Origin of the sequence: Aurantimonas sp. E1-2-R+4 (genome assembly GCF_036549515.1) — a bacterium.
GTDB lineage: Bacteria > Pseudomonadota > Alphaproteobacteria > Rhizobiales > Rhizobiaceae > Aurantimonas > Aurantimonas coralicida_A.
In genome coordinates, this window is the sequence record NZ_JAZHLK010000015.1 from 24328 (window position 1) to 50420 (window position 26093).

Consider the following 26093-nt stretch of genomic DNA (forward strand, 5'->3'; position numbering starts at 1 on the left):
TTAAAGCGATATTCGGTTCCGGTGCGGGTCCAGCGGCCCCGTTTGACCGTGCTGCGTCTTTGCGAAGTGCGTTCTGGAAATTTGCGCGAATACGGAAATCTGCTCATGCCAAACTTGAAGCCAGTCGAAACGGCGGACGAAGAGTCTTCCGTCGATATCGATTTTCTGCTGGGCCGAAGCCAAGAGGCCGCCTCGCAAAAGTCAGTGTTCAAAATCGGCGATCTTTCGAAGGAATTCGGCGTCACCCTGAGAACACTGCGGTTCTACGAGGATCGCGGCCTGCTCTCACCGGAGCGCCGTGGCACCACCCGGCTTTACAGCCGCCGGGACCGGACCCGGCTCCGTCTCATCCTGCTGGCCAAAACATTGGGGTTCTCGCTCACTGAGGCGAAGCAGCTCATCGAGATCTACCACCAGCCCAACGGCAAGCGGAAGCAGATCGAGGTGGCGCTGGAGCGCTTCGAGGAGCAGCAGCAGCTTCTCTACGAACAGCGGGATGAAATCGAGGATTCGATCCGTGCGATGACCGTATCGATCGACCATTTGCGCCAAAAACTGGGCGAATTGGACGCCTGATCCGTCCCGCTCGGCATTGGCCTGCAACGGATCATGATCGAAACTCTCCACAGCCATAAACGGGCGCGACCGCCTTACGGCGCGCCCGCATAATCTCAGACACTGGTGTGTGACAAGAGAGCCAGCCGGCGCGCCCGGCGGCGAAGACGTTGGCGCTCTTATTGACGTTTACGTAAAAGATATTCATACCGTCTCCGACCGACCGCGACGGAGGAATGACATGCCGACCTATCAGGCGCCCATCGAAGATACGCTGTTCGTCTTGAACGACCTGCTCGGCTTCGAACGCTACAGCAATCTTCCGGGATTCGCCGAGGCCTCGCCGGACACGGTCGAAGCGATTCTCGGCGAAGCCGGGCGCATTGCCGGAAAAGTGCTGCAACCGCTCAATCAGCAGGGCGACCGCGAGGGCTGCTGCCGCTCCGACGACGGTTCGGTGACGACGCCGACGGGCTTCAAGCAAGCCTATGAGACATGGCGCGAGGGCGGCTGGGGAAGCCTCGCCTTCGACCCGGCCTATGGCGGCCAGGGCCTGCCGCACACGCTAGCCACAGCCGTTGGCGAATACATGTCGGCCGCCAACATGGCCTTCGCCATGTATCCCGGCCTGACCGCCGGCGCCATCGCGGCCATTTCCTCCCACGGCACCGACGAGCAGAAATCAACCTACCTGCCGAACATGATCGAGGGATCGTGGACCGGCACGATGAATTTGACGGAGCCTCATTGCGGCACCGACCTCGGCCTGCTGCGCACGAAGGCGGTCCCGCAAGACGACGGCGGCTACGCTATCACCGGCCAGAAGATCTTCATTTCCGCCGGCGAGCATGACCTCGCCGAGAACATCATCCACCTCGTTCTTGCCCGGATCGAGGGTGCGCCCGAGGGGGTCAAGGGCATCTCGCTGTTCATTGTGCCGAAGTTCGTTCTCGACACGGAGGGTAAGCCCGGCCGGCGCAACGGCGTCGTCTGCGGCTCCATCGAGGAGAAGATGGGCATCCATGGCAACGCCACCTGCGTCATGAACTACGACGACGCCACCGGCTATTTGATCGGCGAGGCCCACAAGGGCCTTCGGGCGATGTTCACGATGATGAACGAGGCGCGGCTGGGCGTCGGCGTGCAGGGGCTGGCCTTGTCCGACGTCGCCTATCAGAACGCTGTCGCCTATGCCCGCGAACGCACCCAGGGCCGGTCCCTGTCAGGCGTCAAGGCGCCCGACAAGAGCGCCGATCCGATCATCGTCCATCCGGACATCCGCCGCATGCTGATGACCATCCGCTCGATCAACGAGGCGGGCCGCGCGCTGGTGCTGTGGACGGCGCTGAAGGGCGACCTGTCGCATCGCTCCGCCGACGCGGCCGAGCGCGAGGCGGCCGACGACTGGATGGGCCTGATGACGCCGGTGATCAAGGGCGTCCTCACCGACAAGGGCTTCGACAACGCCGTCATGGCGCAACAGGTCTATGGCGGTCATGGCTATATCGGCGAATGGGGCATGGAGCAGTTCGTCCGCGACGCGCGCATCGCCCAGATCTACGAAGGCGCCAACGGCATCCAGGCGCTCGACCTCGTCGGCCGCAAGCTCGGCCTGAATGGCGGCCGTGCGGTGCAGGCCTTCTTCGCCGAGGTCGGCCAGTTCTGCGAAGAAAATCGCGGCGACGAGCGCATGGCGCCGATCACCAAGGCGCTGAAGAAGGGCCTCAACGACCTGCAGCAGGCGACCATGTGGCTGATGCAGAACGCCATGGCCAAGCCCGACAATGCCGGCGCGGCCTCGACCGACTACATGCATCTCTTCGGCCTCGTGGCGCTTGGCTATATGTGGGGCCGCATGGCAAAGATCGCCGAGGAGAAGATTGCCGCCGGCGCCAACGGGAAGACGGCGTTTCTGGAGAAGAAACGCATCACCGCCCGGTTCTTCATGGAGCGCCTGATGCCGGAGAGCGCCGCGCATCTCGCCCGCATTTCGTCCGGGGCCGACGCGATGATGGCGCTGGAGGCCGACGCGTTCTAACCTTCGGCGTGAGGAGACCGAGATGCCGACGAAGCGCCTGCCGTTGCCGAAGCGCCTGCCTTTGCCGAAGCGAATGTCCGTCGCGCTGACGCAGGAGGCCTATGATCGGCTGCGGGCGCTGAATTCGGACTATGCTCTGTCGAACAATTATCTCCTGACGGTGCTCTTGTCGCGCCTCGACGACTATGCCGACCCGGACCGGCTCGCCCGGGTCTTCGACGATTTCATCTCAGAGTATGGTGCGCCGTTGCCTGGCGGCATGAGCGCCCGCAAACCGGAGAGACCCGATGGCTGAAGCCTTCATCTACGATCACGTCCGTACACCCCGTGGCCGCGGCAAGAAGGATGGCGCGCTGCATGAGGTACCGGCGGTGCGGCTCGGCGCGAAGGTTCTCGAGGCGGTGCGAGAGCGCAACGGCATCGACACCAAAACCGTGGACGACATCATCTTCGGCTGCGTCGATCCGGTCGGCGAGGCCGGCAGCGTCATTCCCAAGGCGTCCGCCTTCGAGGCCGGTTACGACTTCGCCGCCCCCGGCATGCAGATTTCGCGCTTTTGCTCCTCCGGCCTCGACGCAGTCAATCTCGCCGCCGCCAAGGTCGTACAGGGCGCCGACGACATCGTCATCGCCGGCGGCGTCGAGTCGATGTCGCGGGTCGGCATGGGCATGTCCGGCGGTGCCTGGATCATGGACCCGTCGGTCGGCATTCCCTCCTACTTCATGCCGCAGGGGGTATCAGCCGACCTCATCGCGACGAAATACGGCTTTTCGCGAGACGACGTCGACGCCTATGCGGTGGAAAGCCAGAAGCGCGCCGGCAAAGCTTGGGACGAAGGCCGCTTCGCCAAGTCCGTCATCCCGGTCAAGGACCAGAACGGCCTGACCATCCTCGACCGTGACGAACACATGCGGCCGTCCACCGACATGCAGTCGCTCGGCAGCCTCAACGCCTCCTTCGCCGTGCACGGCGAGATGGGCGGCTATGACGCGGTCGGCATTCAGGCGCACCCGGAACTCGAAGCGGTGAACCACGTCCATCACCCCGGCAACTCGTCGGGTATCGTCGACGGCGCGGCCGCAGTGCTGATCGGCTCCAAGGCCGGCGGCGAGGCCCTTGGCGTGAAGCCGCGGGCCCGGATCAGAGCCTTCGCCAATATCGGGTCCGACCCGGCGCTGATGCTGACAGGGCCGGTGGACGTGACGGAAAAGCTGCTCAAGCGCTCGGGCATGTCGCTGTCGGACATCGACCTGTTTGAGCTGAACGAAGCCTTCGCGGCGGTGGTGCTTCGCTACATGCAGGCCTTCGATATCGACCACGACATCATCAACGTGAATGGCGGCGCCATCGCCATGGGCCATCCGCTGGGGGCGACCGGCGCGATGGTGCTCGGCACCGTCCTCGACGAGTTGGAACGTCAGGACAAGAATATCGCGCTGGTGACACTGTGCATCGGCGCCGGCATGGGCACGGCGACGATCATCGAGCGGGTGTGAGATGAATGGCCGCTCACGCGTAATGGTGGCGCATGACCTGCGTGCCGACGTCCGGGCCGATAGCCGGCAGCGCCTCGAAGGCCGGCTTGGCGAAGTAATAGCCCTGGAAGAGCTTCACACCCGCCGCCTTCAGGTTGACGAATTCGGCTTCGGTCTCGACGCCTTCGGCCAGAACCTTGATGTCGAGCTCACGCGCGACGAACAACATCGCCGCGATGATGGCCTGGCGGGCGCGCGAGGTGTCGATGCCGCGCACCAGCTTCATGTCGATCTTGATGAGGTCGGGCTGGAAGTCGGCGAGAAGCCCCAACCCGGCATAGCCGGCACCGAAGTCGTCGAGCGCCGTGGTGAATCCCATCCGGCGGTATTCAGCGATGATGTTCTGGAGGTGGCCGATATCGGCCACCTTCTCGTCTTCGGTGAACTCGAACATGATCGAATCGAGCGGAAAGTCGGCTTTCCGGGCGGCGGTCAATGTCGCGCGAAGGCAAGCCGCCGGCTCGTAGACGGCATTCGGCATGAAATTGATCGAGAGCTTGGTTCCGCTGCCCGGAGTGAACAGTCGGCTGGCAAGTTCGATCGCCTTCACCCGGCAGGCCTGGTCGAACCGATAACGCTGCTCGGGCTCGACCTTCGACAGGATCGTGTAGGCGCCCTCGCCCGCGAGACCGCGAACCAGCGCCTCGTAGCCCCAGACCCGCTCGGTCGCGACATCGTAGATCGGCTGGAATGCCATCGAGAATTCGAAATCGAGCGGACGGGACGTTTGGCACCCCTCGCATTTGGCGGTCATGGTTTCGGTTCCTCGCAGTGGCCGATCGTCCTGGATCCTTACCAAACAACGGTTTCGCAATTCTGAAAACACGATCGCCTTGTCCGGCCCGATGCGACTGGCAGACAAGAATTTCCTCAGCCGGCAATCGATGCCGGCAGACAAGACCGGGAGTGGACCAATGAGCTACGAGAACTTCACCGTCGAAACCGATGCTGACGGCATCGCGCTGATCACTTGGGACATGCCCGACCGGTCGATGAATGTCTTCACAGCGGCGGTGATGGACGAGATCGACCGCATCGTCGATCAGGTCGTCGCCGAGGCTGCGATCAAGGGCGCCGTCATCACCTCGGGCAAGACCGGCTCCTTCACCGGCGGTGCCGACCTCAAGATGCTGTCCGGTATGTTCGCACGCTTCGAGGCCAAGAAGCGCGAGGATAAGGACGCGGCGATCCAGGAACTGTTCGACGGGGTCGGACGCATGTCCTGGCTCTGGCGCAAGCTGGAGACCTGCGGCAAGCCCTTCGTCGCGGCGATCAACGGCACCTGCATGGGCGGCGGCCTCGAACTCGCCTTGGCCTGTCACGGCCGCGTCGCGGCGGCCGGCGCCAAGATGGGCCTGCCGGAGGTCAAGGTGGGGATTTTCCCGGGCGCCGGCGGCACTCAGCGCGTGCCGCGCCTGACCGACACCCAGTCGGCGTTGCAGATGCTGCTCAAGGGCTCGACCCTTTCGGCCGAGAAGGCCAAAGGCATGAAGCTGATCGACGCGGTCGTGCCCGCAAGCGACCTCGTCGCCACGGCCCGGGAGATGCTCAAGGCCGGATTGTCGCCGGTGCAGCCCTGGGACCAGAAGGGCTTCAAGCTGCCATCCGGGCCCGTCTATTCGGCGCAAGGGGCACAGGTCTGGCCGGCGGTCGCCTCGCTCTACCGCAAGGAGACGGGCGACAATTATCCCGGTGCCCGCGCCATCGTGAAATGCGTCTATGAGGGCCTGCTTTTGCCGATCGACGCGGCGCTGCGGGTCGAGCAGCGCTACTTCACCGAGGTTTTGCAGACGACGGAAGCGGCGATGATGATCCGATCGCTGTTCGTCTCCATGCAGGAGTTGAACAAGGGCGCGCGCCGGCCGGCAAACGTACCGGCCTCGCAGTTGAAGAAAATCGGTATCGTCGGCGCAGGATTCATGGGCGCCGGCATCGCCTATGTCGCGGCACAGGGCGGCCTCGACGTGGTGCTCATCGACCGCGACCAGGACGCCGCCGACAAGGGCAAGGCACATTCCAAGACGCTGATGGACAAGCTCGTCGATCAGGGCCGCGCCACCAAGGAACAGGCCGAGGCAGTCCTCTCGAAGATCACCGCTACCCCCGACTATGACACGTTGAAGGATGCTGATCTCGTCGTGGAGGCAGTGTTCGAGGACCGCGACGTCAAGGCCGAGGTGACCCGCAAGGTCGCCGCCGTCCTGCCGAAAACCGCGGTCTACGCGTCCAACACCTCGACGATCCCGATCAGCGGTCTTGCCGAAGCCTTCGACGATCCGGAGCGCTTCATCGGCATCCACTTCTTCTCACCGGTCGACCGGATGATGCTGACCGAGGTGATCCTCGGCGAAAAGACCGGTGACAAGGCGCTGGCGGTCGCGCTCGATTTCGTGCGGGCGATCAAGAAGACGCCGATCGTGGTCAACGACACCCGCGGCTTCTTCGCCAATCGCTGCGTGCTTCGCTACATGTCTGAGGCCTACGACATGCTGGTCGAGGGCATTCCGCCGGCGATGATCGAGAACGCGGCGAAGTTCGCCGGCATGCCGGTTGGGCCGCTCGCCCTCAACGACGAGACCGCCGTCGATCTGTCGCTTCGGATCATGAAGGCGACCATGCGCGACATGGGCGACGATTCCGTCGACCCGCGTCATTTCAAGCTGGTGGAGCAGATGAACAGCGATGGCCGGCTGGGTCGCAAGGCCAGCAAGGGCTTTTACGATTATCCGGCCAAGCCCGCCAAGAAGTCGCTGTGGCCCGGCCTCAAGCAGATGTTCGAGCAGCAGCCGGCCGACGGCATCGACTTCGAGGAATTGCAGCAGCGCTTCCTCGCGACCATGGCGCTGGAGGCCGCCCGCACCATGGAGGAAGGCGTCGTCGTCGATCCGCGCGAGGCCGATGTCGGTTCGATCCTTGGTTTCGGCTACGCGCCCTACACCGGCGGCACGATCAGCTACATCGATGGCATGGGCGTCAAGGCCTTCGTTACGCTCTGCGACAAGCTGGCGGACCGCCATGGCGAGCGTTTTCGGCCGACGCCGCTGTTGCGGGAGATGGCGGACAAGGGCGAGAGCTTTTACGGTCGCTTTCCGCCGAAAACGCCCCAGGCGAGGGCAGCCTGAGGCGAGCGCCAGGCCGGGACGATGACCGCGCGTCTACGGCGATCCGGCGCTGCCTCGTGGCCTAACCGAGCCGGCTGTCGGGCCGGAAAACGCAAAAAGAGTCGGCTTGCCGGCGAATTTGAGTCGCTCAGACCCCTGATTGGCCATAATTCGCGGGTTTAACCTTCGCCTAGGGATATCGCGCATGGCAGGCCAAACGGGCCTGTCGAGAGATTGCGACCTTGAACCGGTGCGGCGGATGAACGTCCGGCCCGAGAGGGGGGTCGGCAAGGAGACGTCTCAATGACGACAGGGGATGGATTGCAAAGCGGGGGACGCGCGAGCGAAGCTGAGCTGTTGAAGCGGCTGGCTGAGCGCCGGACCGACTTTGAGCAGGCGCAGGCTGAAACGCGTGAAAGCGCAAGTTTCGCGCGCTTTTTCTCACGCCGTAAGCCGGCTGCGGGACCGACTCAGAACAAGGCGAACCGTTGGGAACCTCGTGAATCGGTGGGCGGTCTGCGGCGCCGACCGGTCGCTGCGTATCTGACGATGACGCTCGTCTCGGCGGTGGCTGTCGGCGCCGTCGCGCTGCTGGCCATGTCTTCGGGCGGCGATGCTGCCTCCAACGGCCCGGCGGCGATGACCGCTCGCGCTCCGGCGGCGGAAAGCGCGGCAACAGCCGCGGCCTCGGCCGCGCGCACGCCTGTCGAGGCAGCGATGGCGTCGTCCGCCAGCGACACGCGGGCGGCGGCGCTGGAGACCCCAGTTGAGTTGGCGGTCGAGCCGGTCGCGGTCCCCGCGGCCGAGACCGATGGGCGGCTTCGCCCCACTACTGAAGACCTCCCGAAGAGTGCGGCCGAGGCTCCCGCGCCGTCGAGCGATGCGGTGGCGGTGGCGCTTGCCCTGCGTCTGCCTTCGGCCCCGAGCGAAGCCACCACCGGCATGTCGGCGGATCTTTTGACGACCGGAAGTATCACGTCCCTCGTCGGCCAGCGTCCGATCGTCAGTGCGCCGGTCGGCGCGGATGGAACGCCCGATATGGCGCGTTGGGCGATCCCGGAGACCGATCCTGTCAGCCCTGTCAGCGAGCCGACGGCAGGCTATGACGCGGCAGAAATCGCCGCGTTGGAGACGACGGCCGAGGAACCCGCGGCGATCGAGGCGGCGGCGGCTGGCACGAACGCGGAGACCCCGACCGAGCCGGAGACCAAGTCGACGGCCAGCGTCAAGGTCGCGGTCAACCTGCGGGCCAAACCGGACAACGGCGCCAAGGTGATCGCCGTGCTGCCCAAGGGACGTACGGTCGAAGTCCACGGTTGCAAACTGTGGTGCGAGGTTTCCGCCGACGGCAAGCGTGGCTTCGTCTTCAAGAGCTTCGTCAGCCGCAAAGGCTAACCTTGCGAACCAAGATCGTGCTTCCCCATCCGGGACGCGTGTGAACGCCCCGGATGTCAGGTCAGCAAAGCGTGACGTTCACGGCGAGGCCGCCGAGGGCGGTCTCCTTGTATTTCTCGCTCATGTCGACGCCGGTCTGGCGCATGGTCTCGATGACGCTGTCGAGCGAGACGAAATGCGTGCCATCGCCCTTGAGGGCCAGCCGCGCGGCGTTGATCGCCTTGACCGCGCCCATGGTGTTGCGCTCGATGCAGGGAATCTGGACAAGCCCGCCGATCGGATCGCAGGTCAGCCCGAGATTGTGCTCCATGGCGATCTCGGCAGCGTTCTCGACCTGCCGGGGCGTTCCGCCGAGGACAGCGCAAAGCGCGCCCGCGGCCATCGAGCAGGCGACGCCCACCTCTCCCTGACAGCCCATTTCGGCCGCCGAGATCGAGGCGTTCTGTTTGTAGAGCGCCCCGATCGCCGCGGCGGTCGCCATGAAATCCACGACCCCCTCATCGGACGCGCCGTGAACGAAGCGTTCGTAATAGGCGAGCACCGCTGGAATGACGCCAGCGGCACCATTGGTCGGCGCCGTGACGACCCGTCCGCCTGCGGCGTTCTCCTCGTTGACCGCCAAGGCGTAGAGATTGACCCAGTCGAGCGTCGTCAGCGGGTCCCGCAAGGCTCTTTCTGGGCGTTTCAGAAGTTCGCCGTGAAGCTGCTTGGCGCGCCGCCGGACCTTGAGACCGCCCGGCAGAATCCCTTCCATGCGGCAGCCGCGTTCGATCGATTCGAACATGGCGTCGCGGATGGCGAGAATACCATCGCGGACCTCGGACTTGGAGCGCCAGGTTTCCTCGTTGGCGAGCACCAGTTCGGCGATCGACAGGCCTTTGGCTTCGCAGATCTCCAGAAGCCGGTCGGCGGAACCGAATTCATAGGGCGCCCGCGCGTTGGTCAGGACCGGCGCCTCACCGGCGGCGTCTTCGGCCGACATCACGAAACCGCCGCCGACGGAGTAGTAGTCGGCGGTATCGATCTCGGCCCCCGCCGCGTCGAAAGTGGCAAAACGGATGCCGTTGGAATGGTGGGGCAGCCGCTCGCGCTTGAGCAGCAACAGTTCCTCGCCTTCGCGAAAGGCGATGCGCTGCCCGCGATCGAGCTGCAACTCGCCCTTGTCGCGAATATAGACGTAGAGATCCTCCGCATCGTCCGGATCGAGCGTGTCGGGCTTGAGCCCGGCAAGGCCGAGCATCACCGCCTTGTCGGTGCCATGCCCCTTTCCGGTCAGCGCAAGCGAACCGTAGAGTTTGACGACGATCCGCGCCGCCGCGCCCTTCAGCCCGCGAACGTCAAGGCGATCGAGGTAGCGCCTGGCCGCCCACATCGGCCCGACCGTATGCGAGGACGACGGGCCGATCCCGATCTTGAAAAGCTCGAAAAAGCTGACGGACATGAGGCCTCCAGAAAAGACGAACTCGGAGGGAGCCGAGCATCCCCCTGTGTGGGGATGGTCCGCGGCCACGCCGAGCATTGCGCCGCTTACACCATCAATGCGGGCGCCCCCGTCTGGTTTGCGACGAATCCGACGCGCGGGCGACTCGATCGGACCGCCCGGACGGAAGCAGACCAGCACGATCAGCCGAAAAACCCGCGCTTCTCGGCGGTCGGGTCGGGATTGCGCCGCGAACTCTGCCCGACCGTATCCGCCACGCGCGCACCGCGGGTACCGATGGGTTTGGCCGGCGGTTGGGTCGTGTCCTGAGCCGTCTGATGCTCCATCTCGGCGTTGATCTCCGCGCCGATGATAAAGATCAGCGAGGAAATCCAGACCCACATCATGAAGCCAATCACGGCGCCGAGGGAACCGTACATCGCGTTGTAGTTGGCAAAGTTCTGGAGATACCAGGAAAAGCCGATCGAGGCGGCCACCCAGACGACGGCCGCCAGCACCGCGCCGAACAGCACCCAACTCCAGCGGGCGCGATTGCGGCTCGGTCCATAGCGATAGATCAGGGCGATCGCCACCACGATCAGAAGGAAAACCACCGGCCAGCGCATCGCGGCGATCAGGGTTTCGGTGAAACCGCGCAACCCAAACAACGCCATCACCACCGGAACCACGCCGACCATGGTGATCAGAACGATGCCGATGAAGATCGCGCCGAGGGTGAAGCAGAGCGCGATGAGATTGAGCTTGATGAAACTACGTCTTTCGCTCTCGCCATAGGCGACGTTCATCGCCTCGAACAGCGTCTTGATGCCGTTATTGGCGCTCCACAGCGCGAACAGGGAACCGAAAATGAAGCCGATCGACAGGGAGGACGGTTTCTGATTGACCAGATTGTCGAGTTGCGCCTGAAGAAGTTCGGTGCCGGCCTGTGGCAGAAAACGGCCGGCAAAGGCGATATGCTCGCTGATCGTCGCCGGATCGTTGACGTAGCCGTAAAGCGAGACGAACACCGCGAAGGCCGGAAATAGCGCCAGGAGCAGATAGAAGGTTGCCCCCGCCGCGATCAGCATCACCCGATCCTCCCAGAACGAGTGGTAGATCCTCAGGAGAATATCCTTCCAGCCCTTCCAGGGAATCGAGAATGGCCCGGCGGCCTCGCGGCCCCGGCCAGGTTCACTGGCCCGGCGGCGCATCTCGTCGCTGGCGTGTGCCATGAATTTGCCGTCCATCCGCCGATCCATCCTCCTGTTCGACCCCGCGCCCTCTCGCCGCGACGGATTGAACCGGTCGGTCATAGAGAAAACCTGTCTCAGGAATAGCATAATCTCGATGTGGTTCCGGCCGAACCTTTCGTCGCACGAATTCTTTGCGCTTGGGGATAGCCGCGCTATTTTCCGTGAAATTTGACGTTGCGATATGGACAAGGTCCGCTCGGCACTCTATGAGCGTTCAAGGTATATATTCCTTTGTCGCTGTCGCCACGAGTCCCGCACGATGTTTTCGCATGACCGGATCTGGGCCGCCATCGACGCCCTCGCCGCCCGCAACCAGCTATCGGCCTCCGGGCTGGCGCGGCGCGCGGGCCTCGATCCCACTACTTTCAACAAGTCGAAGCGAAATGCCGGGGACGGACGACCGCGCTGGCCATCGACGGAATCCCTTTCCAAGGTCATCCATTCGACGGGCACGAGCCTGGAGGAATTCACAGCGCTGGTTCGCGGCAGTGGGGACGAACTGTCGCCTACGCGCGGAACCGCCAGCGTGCCGTTGCTCGGCTTCGCCCAGGCCGGCACCGGTGGCTATTTCGACGATGCCGGCTTTCCTGTCGGTCAGGGCTGGGACGAAATTTCGCTACCGACGACCGGCGACGAAGCCGTTTATGCGCTGGAAGTGTCCGGCCATTCGATGATGCCGCTTTATCGCGACGGCGACGTCGTCATCGTCTCGCCGAGTTCGTCGGTCCGCCGCGGCGACCGGGTCGTCGTGCGAACCCGTGACGGGGAGGTGATGGCGAAGATCCTGCAACGCCGAACCAGCCGCAGCATCGAACTCGGCTCGGTCAATCCCGACTATCCCGACCTCCATTTCGCGGTCGACCAAATCGAATGGATGGCACGGATACTCTGGGCCAGCCAATGAGGCGGTCCGTGTTGCTAAAACCTGCGGGCCGGCCGGCGGATGCCCGCTGTCCGGCATGATTCGCGCGCTGTTCATCGCAGCGGCGCTGGTCGCACTGGTCGTGCTCCTTATCCGTCTCTCGCCGCTCGGCGAGCGCGGAGCAGCAGAGCCCGGTGCACCGCAGCAGATTCCAGCCGGCGAGAACGCTTCCATCGAGAACCCGCCAGATTCCGCGGATCGGCCAGCCCAAGCTGATTCAGGAACGCCCTCCGTTGTCGCGCCCGACCGCGATGTGACGCCCGGCGGCTTTACCCTCGGTCAACGCGCCGGCGAGGCCTTCGACCGCCTGCCGCCGCGCCGGCCCCTGTCAACGCCGGCGGTCGAGGAGGACGAGACGCCGAGGAGCACGCGGCAGGTGCTGCTTCCTCGCCCGGTCGCCGTCGACGCGGCCCATCTGAAAATCGGCGACGGCACCATCGTCCTTACGGGCATCGACCCGCTCCCGCTCGGCGAGACATGCGAAGCGGACGCCGGCGCCTGGCCCTGCGGCATGCGGGCCCGAACGGCGCTGCGGGGGTATCTGCGCTCCCGCGCGGTCCGCTGCCAGGCACCGGAAGATTTCGGCCGGAAACCGGAGACGATCGAGAGCGCCTGTACCCTGCAAGGCAACGACGTCGGCGCGTGGATCGTGCGCAATGGCTGGGCGAAAGCGGTCACCGGCGGCCCCTATGAGGACGCCGAGACCGAGGCCCGGCAGGAGCGCCGCGGCGTCTGGCGATAAGGACGGCTGCCGGCGGCGTCAGCAACTGCGGCGCCATTCCCTGCGCCGACCTGTTTCGCCCTCAGTCCTCGCCGAAATGCGGTTCGAGCCGATACCGCGCGTCACCGGGATCGGCTCGCGAGCGAATATCGTGCGGAGTCTTTTCCCATTGGTGTGGTGCGCTGACGAGTTGCCCGAGGGCGCGCAGCGCGGCGACTGCAATCAGCAGCCAATAGAGGTAGAGAAGCGGGTAATATTTGACCAGCACGCCCCGCTCCCTGGCATCGAGGGCGCCGATCGACAGGGCGATAAACGCGGCATAGCCCCCGACCGCGTTGAACAGGTCGAGCGCGAAGACGAGCCCCTGATAAGCACTCGAGATACCGTTCGTCGCGAAGCTCGCAAGCAACAGGATCGCAAGGGCGAGGAATACCGGATGGGCCAGCGCCGAGGCCAGCATCCCCACGAAAAGCAACTGGAAGACGAGGAAGTTGCGCAGGCCGATTTGCCGCCGGAGTATGCCCGGCTGGCGCATATGGACCAGCCAGGTCTGCGCCCAACCCTTCGTCCAGCGGGTTCGTTGCCGGTGCCAGACCGCCCAGCGCTCGGGTGCGTCTTCCATCGTCGGGGACGATAGCGTCTCGACCCGATAGCCGGCGCGATAAAAGCGCATGCCGAGATCGGCGTCTTCCGTGACATTGTGGGAATCCCACCCCCCAATCTCGATCAGGCGGCTGCGGACGAAATGGTTCGACGTGCCCCCAAGCGGAACCGGAAAGCCATGTCCAGAAAGCCAGGGCAGAAGCCGGCGGAACAGCGCTGCATATTCCAGCGCGAAGATGCCCGCCAGCCAGTTGTTCGCGCCGTTGCGCACGACAAGCGGCGCCTGAAGGCAGACGAGATTGGCCGGCCCCTGACGAAACCGTCCAAAGGCCTCGCGCAATTGGCCCGGATCCGGTTCGTCCTCGGCATCGTAGAGTACCAGGAACTCCCCCGCGGTGAGCGGCAGGGCGTAATTCAGCGCCTTCGGCTTCGTGCGGGGTTCGCAAGCCGGAATCACGACCACCTCGAATTGCGGATGACCGGCGATGGCGCGTTCGACCGCGCGGATCGTCGCCGCGTCGTCGCCCTCGCAGATCAGCTTGATCTCGATCCGGCTGACCGGCCAGTCGAGTTTGCTCAAGGCCCGCACCAGACGGTCGACCATTGCCGCTTCGTGATAGAGCGCGACGAGGACCGAATAGAGTGGCGGCGGCTCGTCTGATCGCGATGACGCGTATGCGTCCGCGGGCGGCGGCTGCCGACTGATCGCGGCGGCGAGCCGGATGGTGAGACAGGCGGCGAACAACACGCCCGCGAGGGGATGCAGGATCGCAACCGTGGCCCCAGGCGCCGAGAACAACGCCAGAAGCAACAGGCCGAATGCCAACATGAGGCCGATCGCCTGGCCTGCTTCCAGAACGGTGCGAGCCGACTGACGAGGCTGCTCGGCGGCAAGACTGAGGACGGCGGCATCGAGACGCTGACGTTCGCTCTGTCGCGCCATGGCCGATTTCACATCGGCCTCCGTAGTGACCCGCGCCCTGTCCTTCACCTCCGGCCGACGCCACAGGAAATCCGCCGTCCGATCGAGACCTTCGAGCTTTGGCAGCAGGAACAGCTTCGTCCTCAGCTCATCGTCGCAGGTCTTGACGAGGCGCGGCAAGGCCACCGTCTTGCAACGCTCGGCGCCGATGATCCGGTTGCCCGGGGCGATCCCGTCGAACGGGACATCAAGCGCTTCGGCCATGGCGGCGGCGACAGTCTGCGCATCGGCGGCCCCGCCGGCGACGATTTCGGCCAGGAGATCGGTGCCGTTTCGCTTCGCCGCGGATCGCGCGGCCCGGATCGTCACGGTGTCGAGGCCGAGGGCGGCCAGCACGCCCTCGCACAGACCTTGTCGAGAGCGCCTTGCGGTTGCCACCGTTTTGGGCGACAGCGGGAAACGGATTGGGGATCGCGCTCCGTCACCGAGCGACAGCGTCGGAAAGACGGCGGGTTTGGCGGCGTACGCCGACGGGAGTTGCAAAGGATCGTCGCGCAATCGGGCCACCCGCTCGAGTTCGCGGCGCACGTTTGCGAACTTCGGCAGTCACGGCGCCCTCTTTCATCTTGAGCGAGCGATTACGCAAGGGAAACAAACTTATGAGAGAAAATTTCTCGCTCCGGTTGCTTCTTGTTTTGGTTCTGGCGCTGGCGCCTGTCCTCGGCACCGGCCAGCTTCGCTCCGTGGCCGCCGAAATGGAGACGGTGTCGATCCCCAACTTCTTCGACCAGCGTCAGCGTATGACGAAACCGCAGCTGGACGGCCGCCAGCGAATCCGCTTCCTCACAACCACCGACTATCCGCCGTTCAATTTCCTCGATCCTCGGGGGCGGCTCGCGGGATTCCACGTCGATCTCGTCCGGGCGATCTGCGAGGAATTGGACGTACTGTCGCGTTGTCAGATCGAGGCAATGGCTTTCAAGGACCTCGTGCCTGCGGTGAAGCGCGGCGACGGCGACGCCATCGTGGTCGGTCTCGCGATGACGCCCACAACCCGGCAGGAACTAGCCTTCACCGAGCCGTATTTCCGCTATCCCGCCCGCTTCGTGACCCGCAAGGACCGCCAGTTTCAGGAGCCGGTCGCCGAGGCAACAGCCGGCAAGAGCATCGGGGTGGAAGAAGGCGGCGCCCACGCGGCGATGCTGGGGGCGTTTTTTCCATCCGCCGCGCCGCGCCCCTTCGCCACCCGCCGCGATGCGCTGGAAGCACTGAAGAACGGCGAGATCGACGCATTCTTCGGCGACGGCGTCGGCCTATCCTTCTGGCTCGAAAGCGATTCCGCGGCCGATTGCTGCGTGTTCTCGGGCGGCCCTTATCTGTCCGACCGCTTTCTCGGCGAGGGCCTCGCCATCGCCGTCGCGCCCAACGATCGCGCACTGGCCCGCTCGATCGACTACGCCATCGGCCGGATCGTCGAGAAGAAGGGCTTCTCGGAGCTTCTTCTGCGTTATTTTCCGGTCAGCGCATTTTAGCCCTCCCCCGTCGTTTCATCTCGGCAGATCGAGGGAGCCGACGCGCGGCTCACCAGCCCGCGCGACGGCGCGCCCACCCCCTGATCCGGCGGCGAGATATCTCGTCGGTTTGATCCGCATCAAGATCAAGGTCCTTCGGCGCTGCTAGCGTGGCGGTCTACGAAGGAGGATCGGGAGACTGGGATGCGACAAAAATCAGGACTGGCATTCGCCACCGCCGTGGGAGTGGCCCTGCTCGCGCCGGCCCTCGCCGCCGCCCAGTCAGCAGAGGAGATCGCCCACGGATTGGCGCTGGTCGAGGACAATTGCGTTCGCTGCCATGGCATCGGCAAAGCCGACAAGAGTTCGCATCCCGACGCACCGGAATTTCGCACGCTGTCGAAGCGCTATCCCATCGAAGCGCTTGGCGAGGCATTCGTCGAAGGAATCGTCACCGGCCATCCCGACATGCCCGAATTCATGGCGACGCCGGTCCAGACGGCCGCGATCATCGCCTACATCGACGGCATTCAGGAATAGAGCCTGCACCCCTTCCGGCTCCATGAGAAAGCGAGCGACCATGAATCTCAACAGCATCCATATGGAACTGGCCCGCGACCGCGAGAATCCCGGGGGCAATGCCCATCGAGGCTACGAATTCACGGCGGCGCTGACGCCGGACGGCCATCTCGACCCGGAGGCCTGGAAGACGGCGCCGGAGCGCTTTACCGTGACACGGTTTTGGGACGGCGAACGCACGGCGCTCGGCACACTCAGCTATCGCAAGGGCGAATGGGTCTTCGACTATGATTACGAGGCCGACGCCGACGACGAACCCGGTTACCGGTTTGCCCAGCATGTCTTCCGCGAAGGCGAGTATGTCTCCATCGACGAGCCCGGCCTGGGCCTGCGTACCTTCAAGATCATCTCGGTGCGGCCGGCCGTGTAGATACGTGACGAGCGGATGTGCGACCGCGTCTCGTGGCTCGTTCCGATAGCGCCTTCCTATCGTCGGCTGACCTATCAGCCGCCGGGCTGTTCGGACGTCTCGCCGCGCGCCGCGTCCAGCATGGCAACAACTTCGCCGTCGCCGACCTGGTGAAAGTCCCGGTAATGAATGCCAATGGCATAAAAAGGCTCCGGGGTCGTCAGGCAGACCAGATCGTCGACGAGCGGCCGCAGCGCCACCAGCGTCTCGCGCGGGGCCACCGGCACGGCCAGCACCAGACGGGCGGCACCGCGGCGGCGCAAGCCGATGAGCGCTGCACGGACGGTGGCGCCGGTGGCGATGCCATCATCGACGAGGATCGCCGTCCGGCCGGCCGTCGAGACAGGCGCTCGGCCGGAAAGATAGGCGTCCCGCCGCCGGGCGATCTCCCGCAGTTCCTTGTCGGCGAGCTTGTCGAGGGTGGCGTCATCGAGCCCCGCGAGCCGCATCACGTCGTCGTTGCGCACCACCTCGGCACCCTCGCCTTCGCCCCCGACGATCGCCGCGGCGGCGAGTTCGGGCTGCCACGGCACGCCGATCTTGCGCACGACCAGCAGATCAAGCGGGGCCGCAAGCTTTCGCGCTATCTCCAGCCCCACAGGCACACCGCCGCGCGGTAGGGCCAGCACCACAGGATCGGCGAGTTCCATCCGAGCCAGCCGATCGGCAAGCAGACGACCGGCCGTAGCGCGATCTGGAAAAGGGACTGGCTCGTCCATTAGGGTCCTCCCGCTGTCAGGCCTGCGCTGCGATCGGCGCGAAGCGCATGGGCACTTGCACTGTGTGCGATACTCCCGGGCAACCAACGCTGCCTTGCGCCACGTCAATCAACCGTGCCCACAGCGAATAAAGCGACGGCCCCCAGCCACGATTGAGCCAGATCAAGGATGCCAATTTCATGAGCGGATAAACGAGGGCCAAGCCGCAATCCGTTGACGCATCAGGCAGCGGCTGCCGACATTCGGGAGAAAAACGCGATGTTCAAGACGATACTGGTCTGTTTGGGGTCAAGGGATCGCGCCGCAGCGCTTCTGGACGTCGCCCTCCCGCTGGCGGAGCGCCATGACGCGCATCTGGTCGGGCTGCATGTGGTTCCCAGCTTTTCGAACTACGCCGGCGGCATGACCCCGGCGGAGGTTCCGGTGGAATTCTTCGAGGAGAACCGCCGCTTGATGCAGGCGGAAGCCGAGGCGATCGAACGCATGTTCGCGGAGCGGACGCGCGCGTCCGCGATCAGGAGCGAGTGGCGTCGCGAGGAGGCTACCAGCCCGAACCAGCACCGTGTCTTCAACCGGCACGCCATGTGCGCCGACCTTGTCATCGCCGGGCAGGCCCGCGACGCCGAATGGGGCGGCGGCACTATCCTGGTCGATCTGGTCATGGGATCGGGGCGGCCGGTTCTGCTTGTCCCATATGCCGGCCGGTTCGACCGCATCGGCGATCGGGTTATGCTGACCTGGAACGCCACGCGCGAGGCCGCACGAGCCGCCTTCGACGCCCTGCCGATCCTGAAAGACGCAAGCCATGTCCGCGTGCTGGCCATCGACCCCAGCGAGGATCGGTCACATACCGGCCTTGCGCCGGCGGACGATCTCGCCGTCACCTTGGCAAGGCACGGGGTCAAGGCGGAGGCGGCAACCTCCTTCAGCGATACGATCTCGATCGCCGACGACATCCTGTCCCGCCTCGCCGATGACGGCTCGGATCTTTTGGTGATGGGCTGCTTCGGCCATTCCAGGGTCCGGGAGATGCTGTTCGGCGGTGTGACGCGCCATGTCCTGCGCCATATGACCGTTCCCGTCCTGATGTCGCATTGACCGCGGCTGGCAAAACGGAAGAGTCCGAGTGATGACCGACGCCGAATTCGACGTTCTCGATCGCTACTGGCGGGCGGCGAACTATCTGTCGGTCGGCCAGATCTATCTGGTCGACAATCCGCTGCTGCGCGAGCCTCTTCGGCCCGAACACCTCAAACGTCGCCTGCTCGGCCATTGGGGCACCACGCCCGGCCTCAACTTCGTCTACGTCCACCTGAACCGGGTGATCCGGGAGCGGGACGTCTCCGTTCTCTACGTCTGCGGTCCCGGCCATGGCGGTCCGGGAATGGTCGCCAACACCTGGCTCGAAGGCAGCTATTCGCAGATCTATCCCGACATCTCCCAAGACGCCGAGGGCATGCGCAAGCTGTTCCGACAGTTCTCGTTTCCCGGCGGTATTCCCAGCCATGCCGCGCCGGAAACGCCGGGCTCGATCCACGAAGGCGGCGAACTCGGTTATGCCCTTGCCCATGCCTATGGCGCGGTCTTCGACAATCCCGACCTGATCGCCGCCTGCGTGATCGGCGACGGCGAGGCGGAGACCGGAGCGCTCGCCGCCTCCTGGCATTCGAACAAGTTCCTGAATCCGGCGAGCGACGGCGCCGTGCTGCCGATCCTGCATCTCAACGGCTACAAGATCGCCAATCCGACCGTGCTCGGCCGCATGGGCGACGACGAGCTTGCCTGCCTGTTCGAAGGTTATGGCCACGATCCCATCTTCGTCGAGGGTGATGATCCGGCCTTGATGCACCGCAAGATGGCCGCCGCCTTCGACCGGGCCTTTGGGCGCATCGCCGAAATCCAGGCCGAGGCGCGGTCCGGCAAGGTCACCGGGCGGCCGGACTGGCCGATGATCGTGCTGCGGTCGCCGAAAGGCTGGACCGGGCCTAAGGAGGTCGACGGCAAGAAGGTCGAGGGTTTCTGGCGCGCCCACCAGGTGCCGGTGGCACAGGTCCGCGACAATCCGGAGCACCGGTGCATCCTCGAGGACTGGATGCGCTCCTACGAACCGGAGGAGCTTTTCGACGAGGCGGGCCGGTTGCGGCCGGATCTGGCCGATTTCGCGCCCCAGGGCGAGCGCCGGATGGGCGCCAATCCCGTCGCCAATGGTGGCCGGCTCAAGGTCGATCTCGACCGGCCGGATGTCGGCGACTTCGCCGTCGACGTGACGCGGCCCGGTGGCGTTCAAGGCGAGGCGACGCGAGTGCTGGGCCAGTATCTGCGCGATCTCATGGTGCGCAATCGCGACGCGCGGAACTTTCGTCTGATCAGTCCGGACGAGGCCTCGTCGAACCGTCTCGACGCGGTGTTCGAGGTCACCGAGCGGGTCTGGATGGAGCGGATCGAACCCTATGACGTCCATCTCGCCCGCGAGGGCCGGGTCATGGAAATCCTCAGCGAGCATCTCTGCCAGGGTTGGCTGGAAGGCTACCTCCTCACCGGCCGGCACGGGCTGTTCGCCTGCTACGAGGCCTTCGTCCACATCGTCGATTCCATGTTCAACCAGCACGCCAAATGGCTGAAGGTCTCGCGCGAGATTGAATGGCGGGCGCCGATCGCGTCGCTGAACTATCTTCTGACCTCGCATGTCTGGCAACAGGATCACAACGGCTTCAGCCATCAGGATCCGGGTTTCGTCGATCTCGTCGCCAACAAGAAGGCCGATGTCGTCCGCCTGTATTTCCCGCCCGACGCCAACACGCTCCTATGCGTCGCCGACCACTGTCTCGGGACCTATGACCGGGTGAACGTCATCGTCGCCGGCAAGGCGCCGGCGCCGCAATGGCTGACCATCAAAGAGGCGAAGGCCCATTGCGACACGGGGATTTCCGCTTGGCCGTTCGCCTCCAACGTCTCGGCGGATCAAACGCCCGACATCGTCATGGCCGCGGCCGGCGACGTGCCGACCATCGAGGCGTTGGCGGCCACCGCCCTTTTGCGCGAGGCGCTGCCGGAGCTTAAAATCCGTTTCGTCAACGTGATCGATCTGATGGCGTTACAGCCAAAGGAGCGGCATCCGCACGGCCTCGATGACGCCGCCTTCGACGCGCTGTTCACCCGCGATCGGCCGGTGATCTTCGCCTATCACGGCTATCCCTATCTCATCCACCGCCTGACCTATAAGCGCGCCAACCACGACAACATCCACGTTCACGGCTACCAGGAGGAAGGCACGACAACGACGCCCTTCGACATGGTGGTGCTCAACGAATTGGATCGTTTCCATCTGGCGATCGCCGCCATCGCGCGGCTGCCGGATCGCGGCGGAGCGGCCGGCGGAGAAGCGATCGAGCAATTTCGCCAGCGACTTGCGGCGCATCGGGCCTATATCGTCGAGAATGGCGAAGACATGCCCGAAATCCGCGACTGGTCCTGGCGATACCAAACGACTTTGGACGCGGCGGAATAACCAGCCTTCCAGCCTGTCTGGTGAACGATGACGAGCGACGCTGTCCTCTGTCTGAACGCCGGCTCATCGAGCACGAAGTTCGGCCTTTTCCGGATCGGCCTATCGGATTGGCCGTCGCTGGTGGCCCGCGGTCAGTTGAAGCGCGGTAAGGAGGAAATTCGTCTGGAGGCCCGGGGCCCCGACGGCAGCATCGCGCTCGACGAGATTGTGGCGGACGACGCGGCCGATCCGCAGCGCGCCTATCAGCGGCTTCTCGACTGGGCTGACGATCTGGCGCGACCAGGGCGCCTCGCTGCGGTCGGCCACCGGATCGTCCATGGCGGCACCGCGTTCACGGGACCGGTTCGGCTCACAGCGGAGACGATTTCCTCAATCGAGGGTCTGACGCCGCTGGCTCCGCTGCACCAACCACTGGGGCTGAAGCCGGTGCGCGCAATCGCCGGTCTGCGGCCGGACCTTCGCCAGACCGCCTCCTTCGACACGGCGTTTCATAGCTCGATCGCGCCGCAAGCCGCACGCTACGCCCTGCCCCGGCGGCTCGAAGCGGAAGGTATCCGCAAATATGGCTTCCACGGCTTGTCCTACGATTACATCGCCCATCGGCTCGACGATCGCTGGCCCGGTACCACTGCGAAGAAGACGGTCGTCGCCCATCTCGGCGCCGGCGCCAGCCTGTGCGCGCTGAAGGACAGCAAGAGCGCCGATACGACGATGGGCTTTTCGACCCTCGACGGCGTCGTGATGGCCACCCGGTGCGGTTCGCTCGATCCGGGCGTGATTCTCTATCTTCTCAAGGCGAAGGATTTTACGCCTGAGGCCATCGAACATCTGCTCTATTACAAATCCGGGCTGCTCGGCGTTTCCGATCTGTCCGGCGACATGCGCGAGCTTCTCAAAGCCGACACGCCGCCAGCCCGTGAGGCGATCGACCTGTTCGCCCTCAGCGTCGCGCGCCAGGTGGCCGTGATGGCGACGAGTCTCGGGGGCCTCGAGCGCCTGGTCTTCACCGGCGGGGTCGGCGAGAATCAGCCCGGCATCCGCGATGCCATATGCCAGCATCTTGTCTGGCTCGGCCTTGCGGTCGATCCGGATCGCAATCGGGCCGCCGTGGAGCGGATCGACGCGCCGGACAGTCGCGTCGAAATCCTGATCGTTCCGACCGACGAAGAGGCCGTCATCGCCCGCGACGCGGCGAGGTTGCCGGTCGGCTAAAACGTCAGCGACATCGTCCGCAGATGACCGCAATCATTCCCACTCGATTGTTCAGATACTCTACAACCTATTGAAATCAAAAGAAAATTTACTCAGGCGGCGCGCAAACTCCGACGCTGGGGCCGTCAAAAGGCTACGCTGTTGATTCTAAAGGGAAAATCTTCGCCAAATATCGGCGACCATCGGACGATTTTTGTGCCTCGCGGCGGACCCGCCTCCGTCCCGGAAAGTACCGTCACCGATCTATACCACGCTAATAAATGGATGCCATTGTACCGAGGGCATGCCCTGCATGAACCTTCGGTAGCTCGATCCTACCGGCTTGGAACTCGCGCGCTCCGAGGACATTCTCAGTGTCTGAATCAGAATGAACGTGGCGTCTTCAATGCCTTGCGAGCCGTCGGGTGGTGAGCCAGCGATTGGCCTGAATGCTAGAGCGTTTTCCGGCCGGGTAGAGTCTTGGTCGATTTCGTGATTCAAGCTGTCGACCGGAAGGGAGGCAGCGATGGCACGAGCTTTGTCGATGGATCTTCGACATCGGGTTTTGAAAGCGATGCGAGACGGGCTGACGACACATGCGGCGGCGGAGCGGTTCGGGATCGCGATCGCGACGACGGTTCGATGGCGGTCTCAGGATCGCTCTGGGCGAACCGATCCCTTGCCGATGGGCGGCGATCGCCGCTCCGGCCGGATCGAGGCGGAGGCCGGCTTTCTGCTCGCCCTGGTCGACGAGACCGACGACATCACGCATCCACGAGATGCGGCAGCGGCTGGCCGAAGAGCGTGGACTTAAGGTCGGCGTCGGCACGCTCTGGCGGTTCTTCGATCGACGCGGCATCACGTGGAAAAATGGACATTGGAAGACGACGACCTTCACGGGTGCGTTGCGCCTCACCGGCATGACGGCCCCAATGGTGCTCGACGGCGCCATGAACGGCGTCGCCTTCCGGGCCTATGTCGAGTAGGTGCTCGCGCCGACACTCATCCCAGGCGACGTGGTCGTGATGGACAACCTGCCGGCCCACAAGGCCGAAGGCGTACGCGAAGCGATCGAACGCGCCGGCGCCGAACTGCGCTTCCTGCCGCCCTACAGTCCCGACTTCAATCCGATCGAGATGGCCTTCTCAAAACTGAAGCCGCTGCTTCGGACCAAAGCCGAGTGCACCGTCGAAACACTCTGGACGACCGTCGGAACGTTGATCGACGAATTCAAACCCGCTGAATGCGCCAACTACTTCCAGGCCGCTGGCTACGACGCAACATGATCGGAAAACGCTCTAGCGCGCTTGCCACGCCCGGAAATATGAGCGACGGCCGGACGTGATCCTGCCCGAACGGGAGACGTGACCGCCGGCACGTTGTGCGAACCGCCAGCGCAAAGCTCGGCGAATGCCAGCAGGCGAAGGGCCGGTGCCGCGTCCTTTGTCGTCCTGGCCAGACGCCGAAATATCGAGCCGTCGAAATCGCCGCGCAGCGGAATGGGCGTGCCATGGCAAACTTCCGCTTGACACAGTGATTGAGAATTCTACCGGCTTGGGATCCCCAAGAGAGTCACGCTCGATGCTCGCTGGTATGGGTCAAGTCGACACGAATTACAGGGTGGTAACTGCCTCATGCGATTGAATCTCGATAGGCTGATGGGTCAGGCCAGCAAACTTCGACGAAAGGGCGATCTGGCGCAGGCCGGTCGGCTTTATCTGACAATTCTCGAAGCGTATCCCGGAAACCAGCGCGCGTCGAAGGCGCTCGAACAGCTGCGAGCTGAGGCCATCGATCCGCCAGTGGAAACGTTGAGGGATTTGGAATCCCTATATCAGAAAGGCGAATTTGCCGGCGTCGCGGAGACGGGCGAGCGGTTCGCGCAGGACTTTCCACGGTCTTGCACCCTTTGGAATATCATTGGAGCGGCAAACCAGGCTCTCGGTCGAACCCAAGCCGCGGAGGAGAATTTTCGCCGAGCCCTCGACATCAATCCGCAGGACGCCGATGCACACAACAATCTTGGGGTGATCCTCAAAGCCCAGAATAGAACCGGAGAAGCACTCGAAAGCTATCAGCGCGCCACGTTGTTCAACCCGAACCACGCTGACGCTCTCGTGAATCTGGGAAATCTTGTCAAAGATACGGGTCACGTTGATGACGCGCTGACCTACTATGCCAAAGCACAGCGAATAAACCCGGGCGATGCGGCGATATACTACAATATTGCCGGGACACTTCAAGAAAAAGGTGAGGTAGAGGAATCCGTCCGTCACTATCTTCGAGCGCTCGAACTCGCTCCCGATTACCACAAGGCGCGAGCGCAGCTTTTGCACCAGCTGGCGCATCTGTGCGACTGGGATCGACTGCAATCCTTCAGCACGGGCACGGCGACCCTGGGGATCGTCGGCGAGCCGGTCGAGCCGTTCGCTTTGTTGTTCCTGGAAGACTCGCCCTCGCGCCAGCGTATCCGCTCGGAACGGTTTGCCGCTAAGAGGTTCGAGGCGAGCCCCCTCCCCATACCGATTCGGACTGTCGTTCCGCGGAAAAACTTGCGCATCGGTTATTTCTCAGCCGATTTTCACAGCCACGCGACCATGTATCTTCTCTCCCAAGTCCTGCTGGGGCATGATCGAAGTTCGTTCGAGATTTACATCTATTCCTATGGCACCAAGCAGGACGAATGGATCACGCCCACCCTGAAGAACGCCGTTACCCGTTTTCAGGATGTGCGGGAATTGTCCGATCTTGATCTGGCCGGCCTCGCCCGTCGTGATGGCCTCGACATCGCCGTCGATCTGAAAGGCTATACGCGGAATTCGCGGTCCGGCATTTTCTCGCACCGCCTGGCGCCGATCCAGATCAGTTATCTCGGATATCCCGGCACGATGGGCACCCGCTTCATCGATTACATTATCGCGGATGACGTGGTCATTCCGCCCTCGCACCGTGAACACTATACCGAGAACGTCATATACCTTCCCCATTCGTATCAGCCGACCGACAATAGCAGAGAAATTCCGGACAAGCCGTCGAGCCGCCAGCAATTCGGGTTGCCGCCAGACGGCTTCGTCTTTTGCTGCTTCAATGCGACCTACAAGATCACCCAGCGCGAATTCGCCATCTGGATGCGCCTTCTCGACAAGGTCGATGGAAGTGTTCTTTGGCTGTTGCGATCCAACAAGTGGGCAGAAGCGAACCTCCGTGCGGCGACCAGGACGCACGGAATCGATGAATCACGGCTCGTCTTCGCGGAACGGCTGCCGCATCTTGAGCATCTGGCGCGGCACCGGCATGCGGATCTTTTCCTCGACACGTTCAACGTCAATGCCCATACGACGGCAAGCGATGCTCTATGGGCCGGGCTGCCGATCGTCACGAGAATGGGCGAGCAATTCGCGGCAAGAGTGGCCGCGAGCGTCTTGCATGCCGCAGGGCTTCCAGAACTCATAGCTGATTCAGACGAGGCCTATGAGAGGCTCGCCCTCGACCTTGCGACGGATCCAAGCAGGCTCGACGCGATCAAGCAAAAGCTTGCCGACAATCGCCTCACCCAACCGCTGTTCGACAGCAGGCGCTATACGAAACATCTGGAAACTGCCTATCGGCAAGCCTGTCAGCGCTATATCGACGGCAAGGCAGCCGGCACGATCCGGGTAGAAGACGATAGGGCGGGGTGATTGCCCAGACGACAATTCGATCTCGCCACCA

20 protein-coding genes and 1 pseudogene are annotated in these 26093 nt (G+C 63.9%); 16 read left to right on the plus strand and 5 right to left on the minus strand.

Going from position 1 to position 26093, the window contains the following annotated elements:
- Nucleotides 1–48: 48 nt before the first annotated feature.
- From VQ045_RS09065 to VQ045_RS09080, 4 genes are all read left to right on the plus strand, one after another.
- Entirely contained in the window at nucleotides 49–576 is a 528-nt protein-coding gene (locus tag VQ045_RS09065; protein ID WP_331829921.1) for a MerR family transcriptional regulator, read from the plus strand.
- Nucleotides 577–796: 220 nt separating this feature from the next.
- On the plus strand, nucleotides 797–2593 hold the full coding sequence (locus VQ045_RS09070) for an acyl-CoA dehydrogenase C-terminal domain-containing protein (RefSeq protein WP_331829882.1): 1797 nt from the start codon (nucleotides 797–799) through the stop codon (nucleotides 2591–2593).
- Nucleotides 2594–2615: 22 nt separating this feature from the next.
- Nucleotides 2616–2888 (plus strand): hypothetical protein, encoded by a 273-nt coding sequence (locus VQ045_RS09075; RefSeq protein WP_331829883.1) that lies wholly within the window; start codon nucleotides 2616–2618, stop codon nucleotides 2886–2888.
- Nucleotides 2881–4089 (plus strand): acetyl-CoA C-acetyltransferase, encoded by a 1209-nt coding sequence (locus VQ045_RS09080; RefSeq protein ID WP_331829884.1) that lies wholly within the window; start codon nucleotides 2881–2883, stop codon nucleotides 4087–4089. The genes VQ045_RS09075 and VQ045_RS09080 overlap by 8 nt, the downstream gene beginning before the upstream one ends.
- Before the next feature lie 13 nt (nucleotides 4090–4102).
- Here VQ045_RS09080 and VQ045_RS09085 read toward each other — a convergent pair whose 3' ends face one another.
- Nucleotides 4103–4882 carry an EAL domain-containing protein gene (locus VQ045_RS09085; RefSeq protein WP_331829885.1) on the minus strand — a complete coding sequence of 260 codons (780 nt, stop codon included), beginning with the start codon at nucleotides 4880–4882 and terminating at the stop codon, nucleotides 4103–4105.
- 160 nt (nucleotides 4883–5042) lie between these two features.
- Here VQ045_RS09085 and VQ045_RS09090 point away from each other — a divergent pair, with 160 nt between their 5' ends.
- Both VQ045_RS09090 and VQ045_RS09095 read left to right on the plus strand, forming a co-directional pair.
- Nucleotides 5043–7250 (plus strand): FAD-dependent oxidoreductase, encoded by a 2208-nt coding sequence (locus VQ045_RS09090; protein WP_331829886.1) that lies wholly within the window; start codon nucleotides 5043–5045, stop codon nucleotides 7248–7250.
- Between the two features lie 282 nt (nucleotides 7251–7532).
- A complete protein-coding gene (locus VQ045_RS09095; protein WP_331829887.1) occupies nucleotides 7533–8624 on the plus strand; it encodes an SH3 domain-containing protein in 1092 nt (363 codons plus the stop codon).
- Between the two features lie 61 nt (nucleotides 8625–8685).
- Here VQ045_RS09095 and VQ045_RS09100 read toward each other — a convergent pair whose 3' ends face one another.
- Complete coding sequence (locus VQ045_RS09100; protein WP_331829888.1) at nucleotides 8686–10065, minus strand: L-serine ammonia-lyase; 1380 nt, start codon at nucleotides 10063–10065, stop codon at nucleotides 8686–8688.
- A 182-nt stretch (nucleotides 10066–10247) separates the two neighbouring features.
- Nucleotides 10248–11276 (minus strand): YihY/virulence factor BrkB family protein, encoded by a 1029-nt coding sequence (locus tag VQ045_RS09105; protein WP_331829889.1) that lies wholly within the window; start codon nucleotides 11274–11276, stop codon nucleotides 10248–10250.
- Between the two features lie 280 nt (nucleotides 11277–11556).
- Between VQ045_RS09105 and VQ045_RS09110 the strand changes: the two genes are divergently transcribed.
- Together VQ045_RS09110 and VQ045_RS09115 are read left to right on the plus strand one after the other, a co-directional pair.
- Nucleotides 11557–12201, plus strand: a complete 645-nt coding sequence (locus VQ045_RS09110; protein WP_327622625.1) for a S24 family peptidase — start codon at nucleotides 11557–11559, stop codon at nucleotides 12199–12201.
- A 55-nt stretch (nucleotides 12202–12256) separates the two neighbouring features.
- Entirely contained in the window at nucleotides 12257–12961 is a 705-nt protein-coding gene (locus VQ045_RS09115; protein ID WP_331829890.1) for a thermonuclease family protein, read from the plus strand.
- A gap of 61 nt (nucleotides 12962–13022) precedes the next feature.
- Here the strand turns inward: VQ045_RS09115 and VQ045_RS09120 are convergent, their stop codons facing one another.
- On the minus strand, nucleotides 13023–15053 hold the full coding sequence (locus VQ045_RS09120) for a glycosyltransferase (RefSeq protein WP_331829891.1): 2031 nt from the start codon (nucleotides 15051–15053) through the stop codon (nucleotides 13023–13025).
- Between the two features lie 71 nt (nucleotides 15054–15124).
- On the opposite strand from VQ045_RS09120, the gene VQ045_RS09125 reads away from it, so the two are divergent.
- From VQ045_RS09125 to VQ045_RS09135, 3 genes are all read left to right on the plus strand, one after another.
- On the plus strand, nucleotides 15125–15997 hold the full coding sequence (locus tag VQ045_RS09125) for a transporter substrate-binding domain-containing protein (protein WP_327646715.1): 873 nt from the start codon (nucleotides 15125–15127) through the stop codon (nucleotides 15995–15997).
- Nucleotides 15998–16180: 183 nt separating this feature from the next.
- Nucleotides 16181–16516, plus strand: coding sequence for a c-type cytochrome (locus VQ045_RS09130; protein WP_327622629.1), 336 nt, complete (start codon nucleotides 16181–16183; stop codon nucleotides 16514–16516).
- Between the two features lie 40 nt (nucleotides 16517–16556).
- Complete coding sequence (locus VQ045_RS09135) at nucleotides 16557–16925, plus strand: hypothetical protein (protein ID WP_331829892.1); 369 nt, start codon at nucleotides 16557–16559, stop codon at nucleotides 16923–16925.
- Nucleotides 16926–16999: 74 nt separating this feature from the next.
- On the opposite strand, the gene VQ045_RS09140 is transcribed toward VQ045_RS09135, so the two are convergent.
- A complete protein-coding gene (locus tag VQ045_RS09140) occupies nucleotides 17000–17683 on the minus strand; it encodes a phosphoribosyltransferase (RefSeq protein ID WP_331829893.1) in 684 nt (227 codons plus the stop codon).
- A 258-nt stretch (nucleotides 17684–17941) separates the two neighbouring features.
- Here VQ045_RS09140 and VQ045_RS09145 point away from each other — a divergent pair, with 258 nt between their 5' ends.
- The 5 genes and pseudogenes from VQ045_RS09145 (at nucleotide 17942) to VQ045_RS09165 (ending at nucleotide 26062) form a co-directional block, all read left to right on the plus strand.
- On the plus strand, nucleotides 17942–18781 hold the full coding sequence (locus tag VQ045_RS09145; protein WP_331829895.1) for a universal stress protein: 840 nt from the start codon (nucleotides 17942–17944) through the stop codon (nucleotides 18779–18781).
- 31 nt (nucleotides 18782–18812) lie between these two features.
- Nucleotides 18813–21191 carry a phosphoketolase family protein gene (locus VQ045_RS09150; protein ID WP_331829896.1) on the plus strand — a complete coding sequence of 793 codons (2379 nt, stop codon included), beginning with the start codon at nucleotides 18813–18815 and terminating at the stop codon, nucleotides 21189–21191.
- A 27-nt stretch (nucleotides 21192–21218) separates the two neighbouring features.
- Nucleotides 21219–22403 (plus strand): acetate/propionate family kinase, encoded by a 1185-nt coding sequence (locus VQ045_RS09155; RefSeq protein ID WP_331829897.1) that lies wholly within the window; start codon nucleotides 21219–21221, stop codon nucleotides 22401–22403.
- Nucleotides 22404–22908: 505 nt separating this feature from the next.
- Nucleotides 22909–23668: pseudogene (locus VQ045_RS09160) on the plus strand (IS630 family transposase).
- Between the two features lie 372 nt (nucleotides 23669–24040).
- A complete protein-coding gene (locus VQ045_RS09165) occupies nucleotides 24041–26062 on the plus strand; it encodes an O-linked N-acetylglucosamine transferase, SPINDLY family protein (RefSeq protein WP_331829898.1) in 2022 nt (673 codons plus the stop codon).
- Nucleotides 26063–26093 lie beyond the last annotated feature (31 nt).

Excerpts from the sequence above, each read along its gene's own strand:
- VQ045_RS09070 (WP_331829882.1), top strand. The coding sequence starts at position 797 with ATGCCGACCTATCAGGCGCCCATCGAAGATACGCTGTTCGTCTTGAAC.
- VQ045_RS09075 (WP_331829883.1), top strand. The coding sequence starts at position 2,616 with ATGCCGACGAAGCGCCTGCCGTTGCCGAAGCGCCTGCCTTTGCCGAAG.
- VQ045_RS09080 (WP_331829884.1), top strand. The coding sequence starts at position 2,881 with ATGGCTGAAGCCTTCATCTACGATCACGTCCGTACACCCCGTGGCCGC.
- VQ045_RS09085 (WP_331829885.1), bottom strand. The coding sequence starts at position 4,882 with ATGACCGCCAAATGCGAGGGGTGCCAAACGTCCCGTCCGCTCGATTTC.
- VQ045_RS09090 (WP_331829886.1), top strand. The coding sequence starts at position 5,043 with ATGAGCTACGAGAACTTCACCGTCGAAACCGATGCTGACGGCATCGCG.
- VQ045_RS09095 (WP_331829887.1), top strand. The coding sequence starts at position 7,533 with ATGACGACAGGGGATGGATTGCAAAGCGGGGGACGCGCGAGCGAAGCT.
- VQ045_RS09100 (WP_331829888.1), bottom strand. The coding sequence starts at position 10,065 with ATGTCCGTCAGCTTTTTCGAGCTTTTCAAGATCGGGATCGGCCCGTCG.
- VQ045_RS09105 (WP_331829889.1), bottom strand. The coding sequence starts at position 11,276 with ATGGCACACGCCAGCGACGAGATGCGCCGCCGGGCCAGTGAACCTGGC.
- VQ045_RS09110 (WP_327622625.1), top strand. The coding sequence starts at position 11,557 with ATGTTTTCGCATGACCGGATCTGGGCCGCCATCGACGCCCTCGCCGCC.
- VQ045_RS09115 (WP_331829890.1), top strand. The coding sequence starts at position 12,257 with ATGATTCGCGCGCTGTTCATCGCAGCGGCGCTGGTCGCACTGGTCGTG.
- VQ045_RS09125 (WP_327646715.1), top strand. The coding sequence starts at position 15,125 with ATGAGAGAAAATTTCTCGCTCCGGTTGCTTCTTGTTTTGGTTCTGGCG.
- VQ045_RS09130 (WP_327622629.1), top strand. The coding sequence starts at position 16,181 with ATGCGACAAAAATCAGGACTGGCATTCGCCACCGCCGTGGGAGTGGCC.
- VQ045_RS09135 (WP_331829892.1), top strand. The coding sequence starts at position 16,557 with ATGAATCTCAACAGCATCCATATGGAACTGGCCCGCGACCGCGAGAAT.
- VQ045_RS09140 (WP_331829893.1), bottom strand. The coding sequence starts at position 17,683 with ATGGACGAGCCAGTCCCTTTTCCAGATCGCGCTACGGCCGGTCGTCTG.
- VQ045_RS09145 (WP_331829895.1), top strand. The coding sequence starts at position 17,942 with ATGTTCAAGACGATACTGGTCTGTTTGGGGTCAAGGGATCGCGCCGCA.
- VQ045_RS09150 (WP_331829896.1), top strand. The coding sequence starts at position 18,813 with ATGACCGACGCCGAATTCGACGTTCTCGATCGCTACTGGCGGGCGGCG.
- VQ045_RS09155 (WP_331829897.1), top strand. The coding sequence starts at position 21,219 with ATGACGAGCGACGCTGTCCTCTGTCTGAACGCCGGCTCATCGAGCACG.
- VQ045_RS09165 (WP_331829898.1), top strand. The coding sequence starts at position 24,041 with ATGGGTCAGGCCAGCAAACTTCGACGAAAGGGCGATCTGGCGCAGGCC.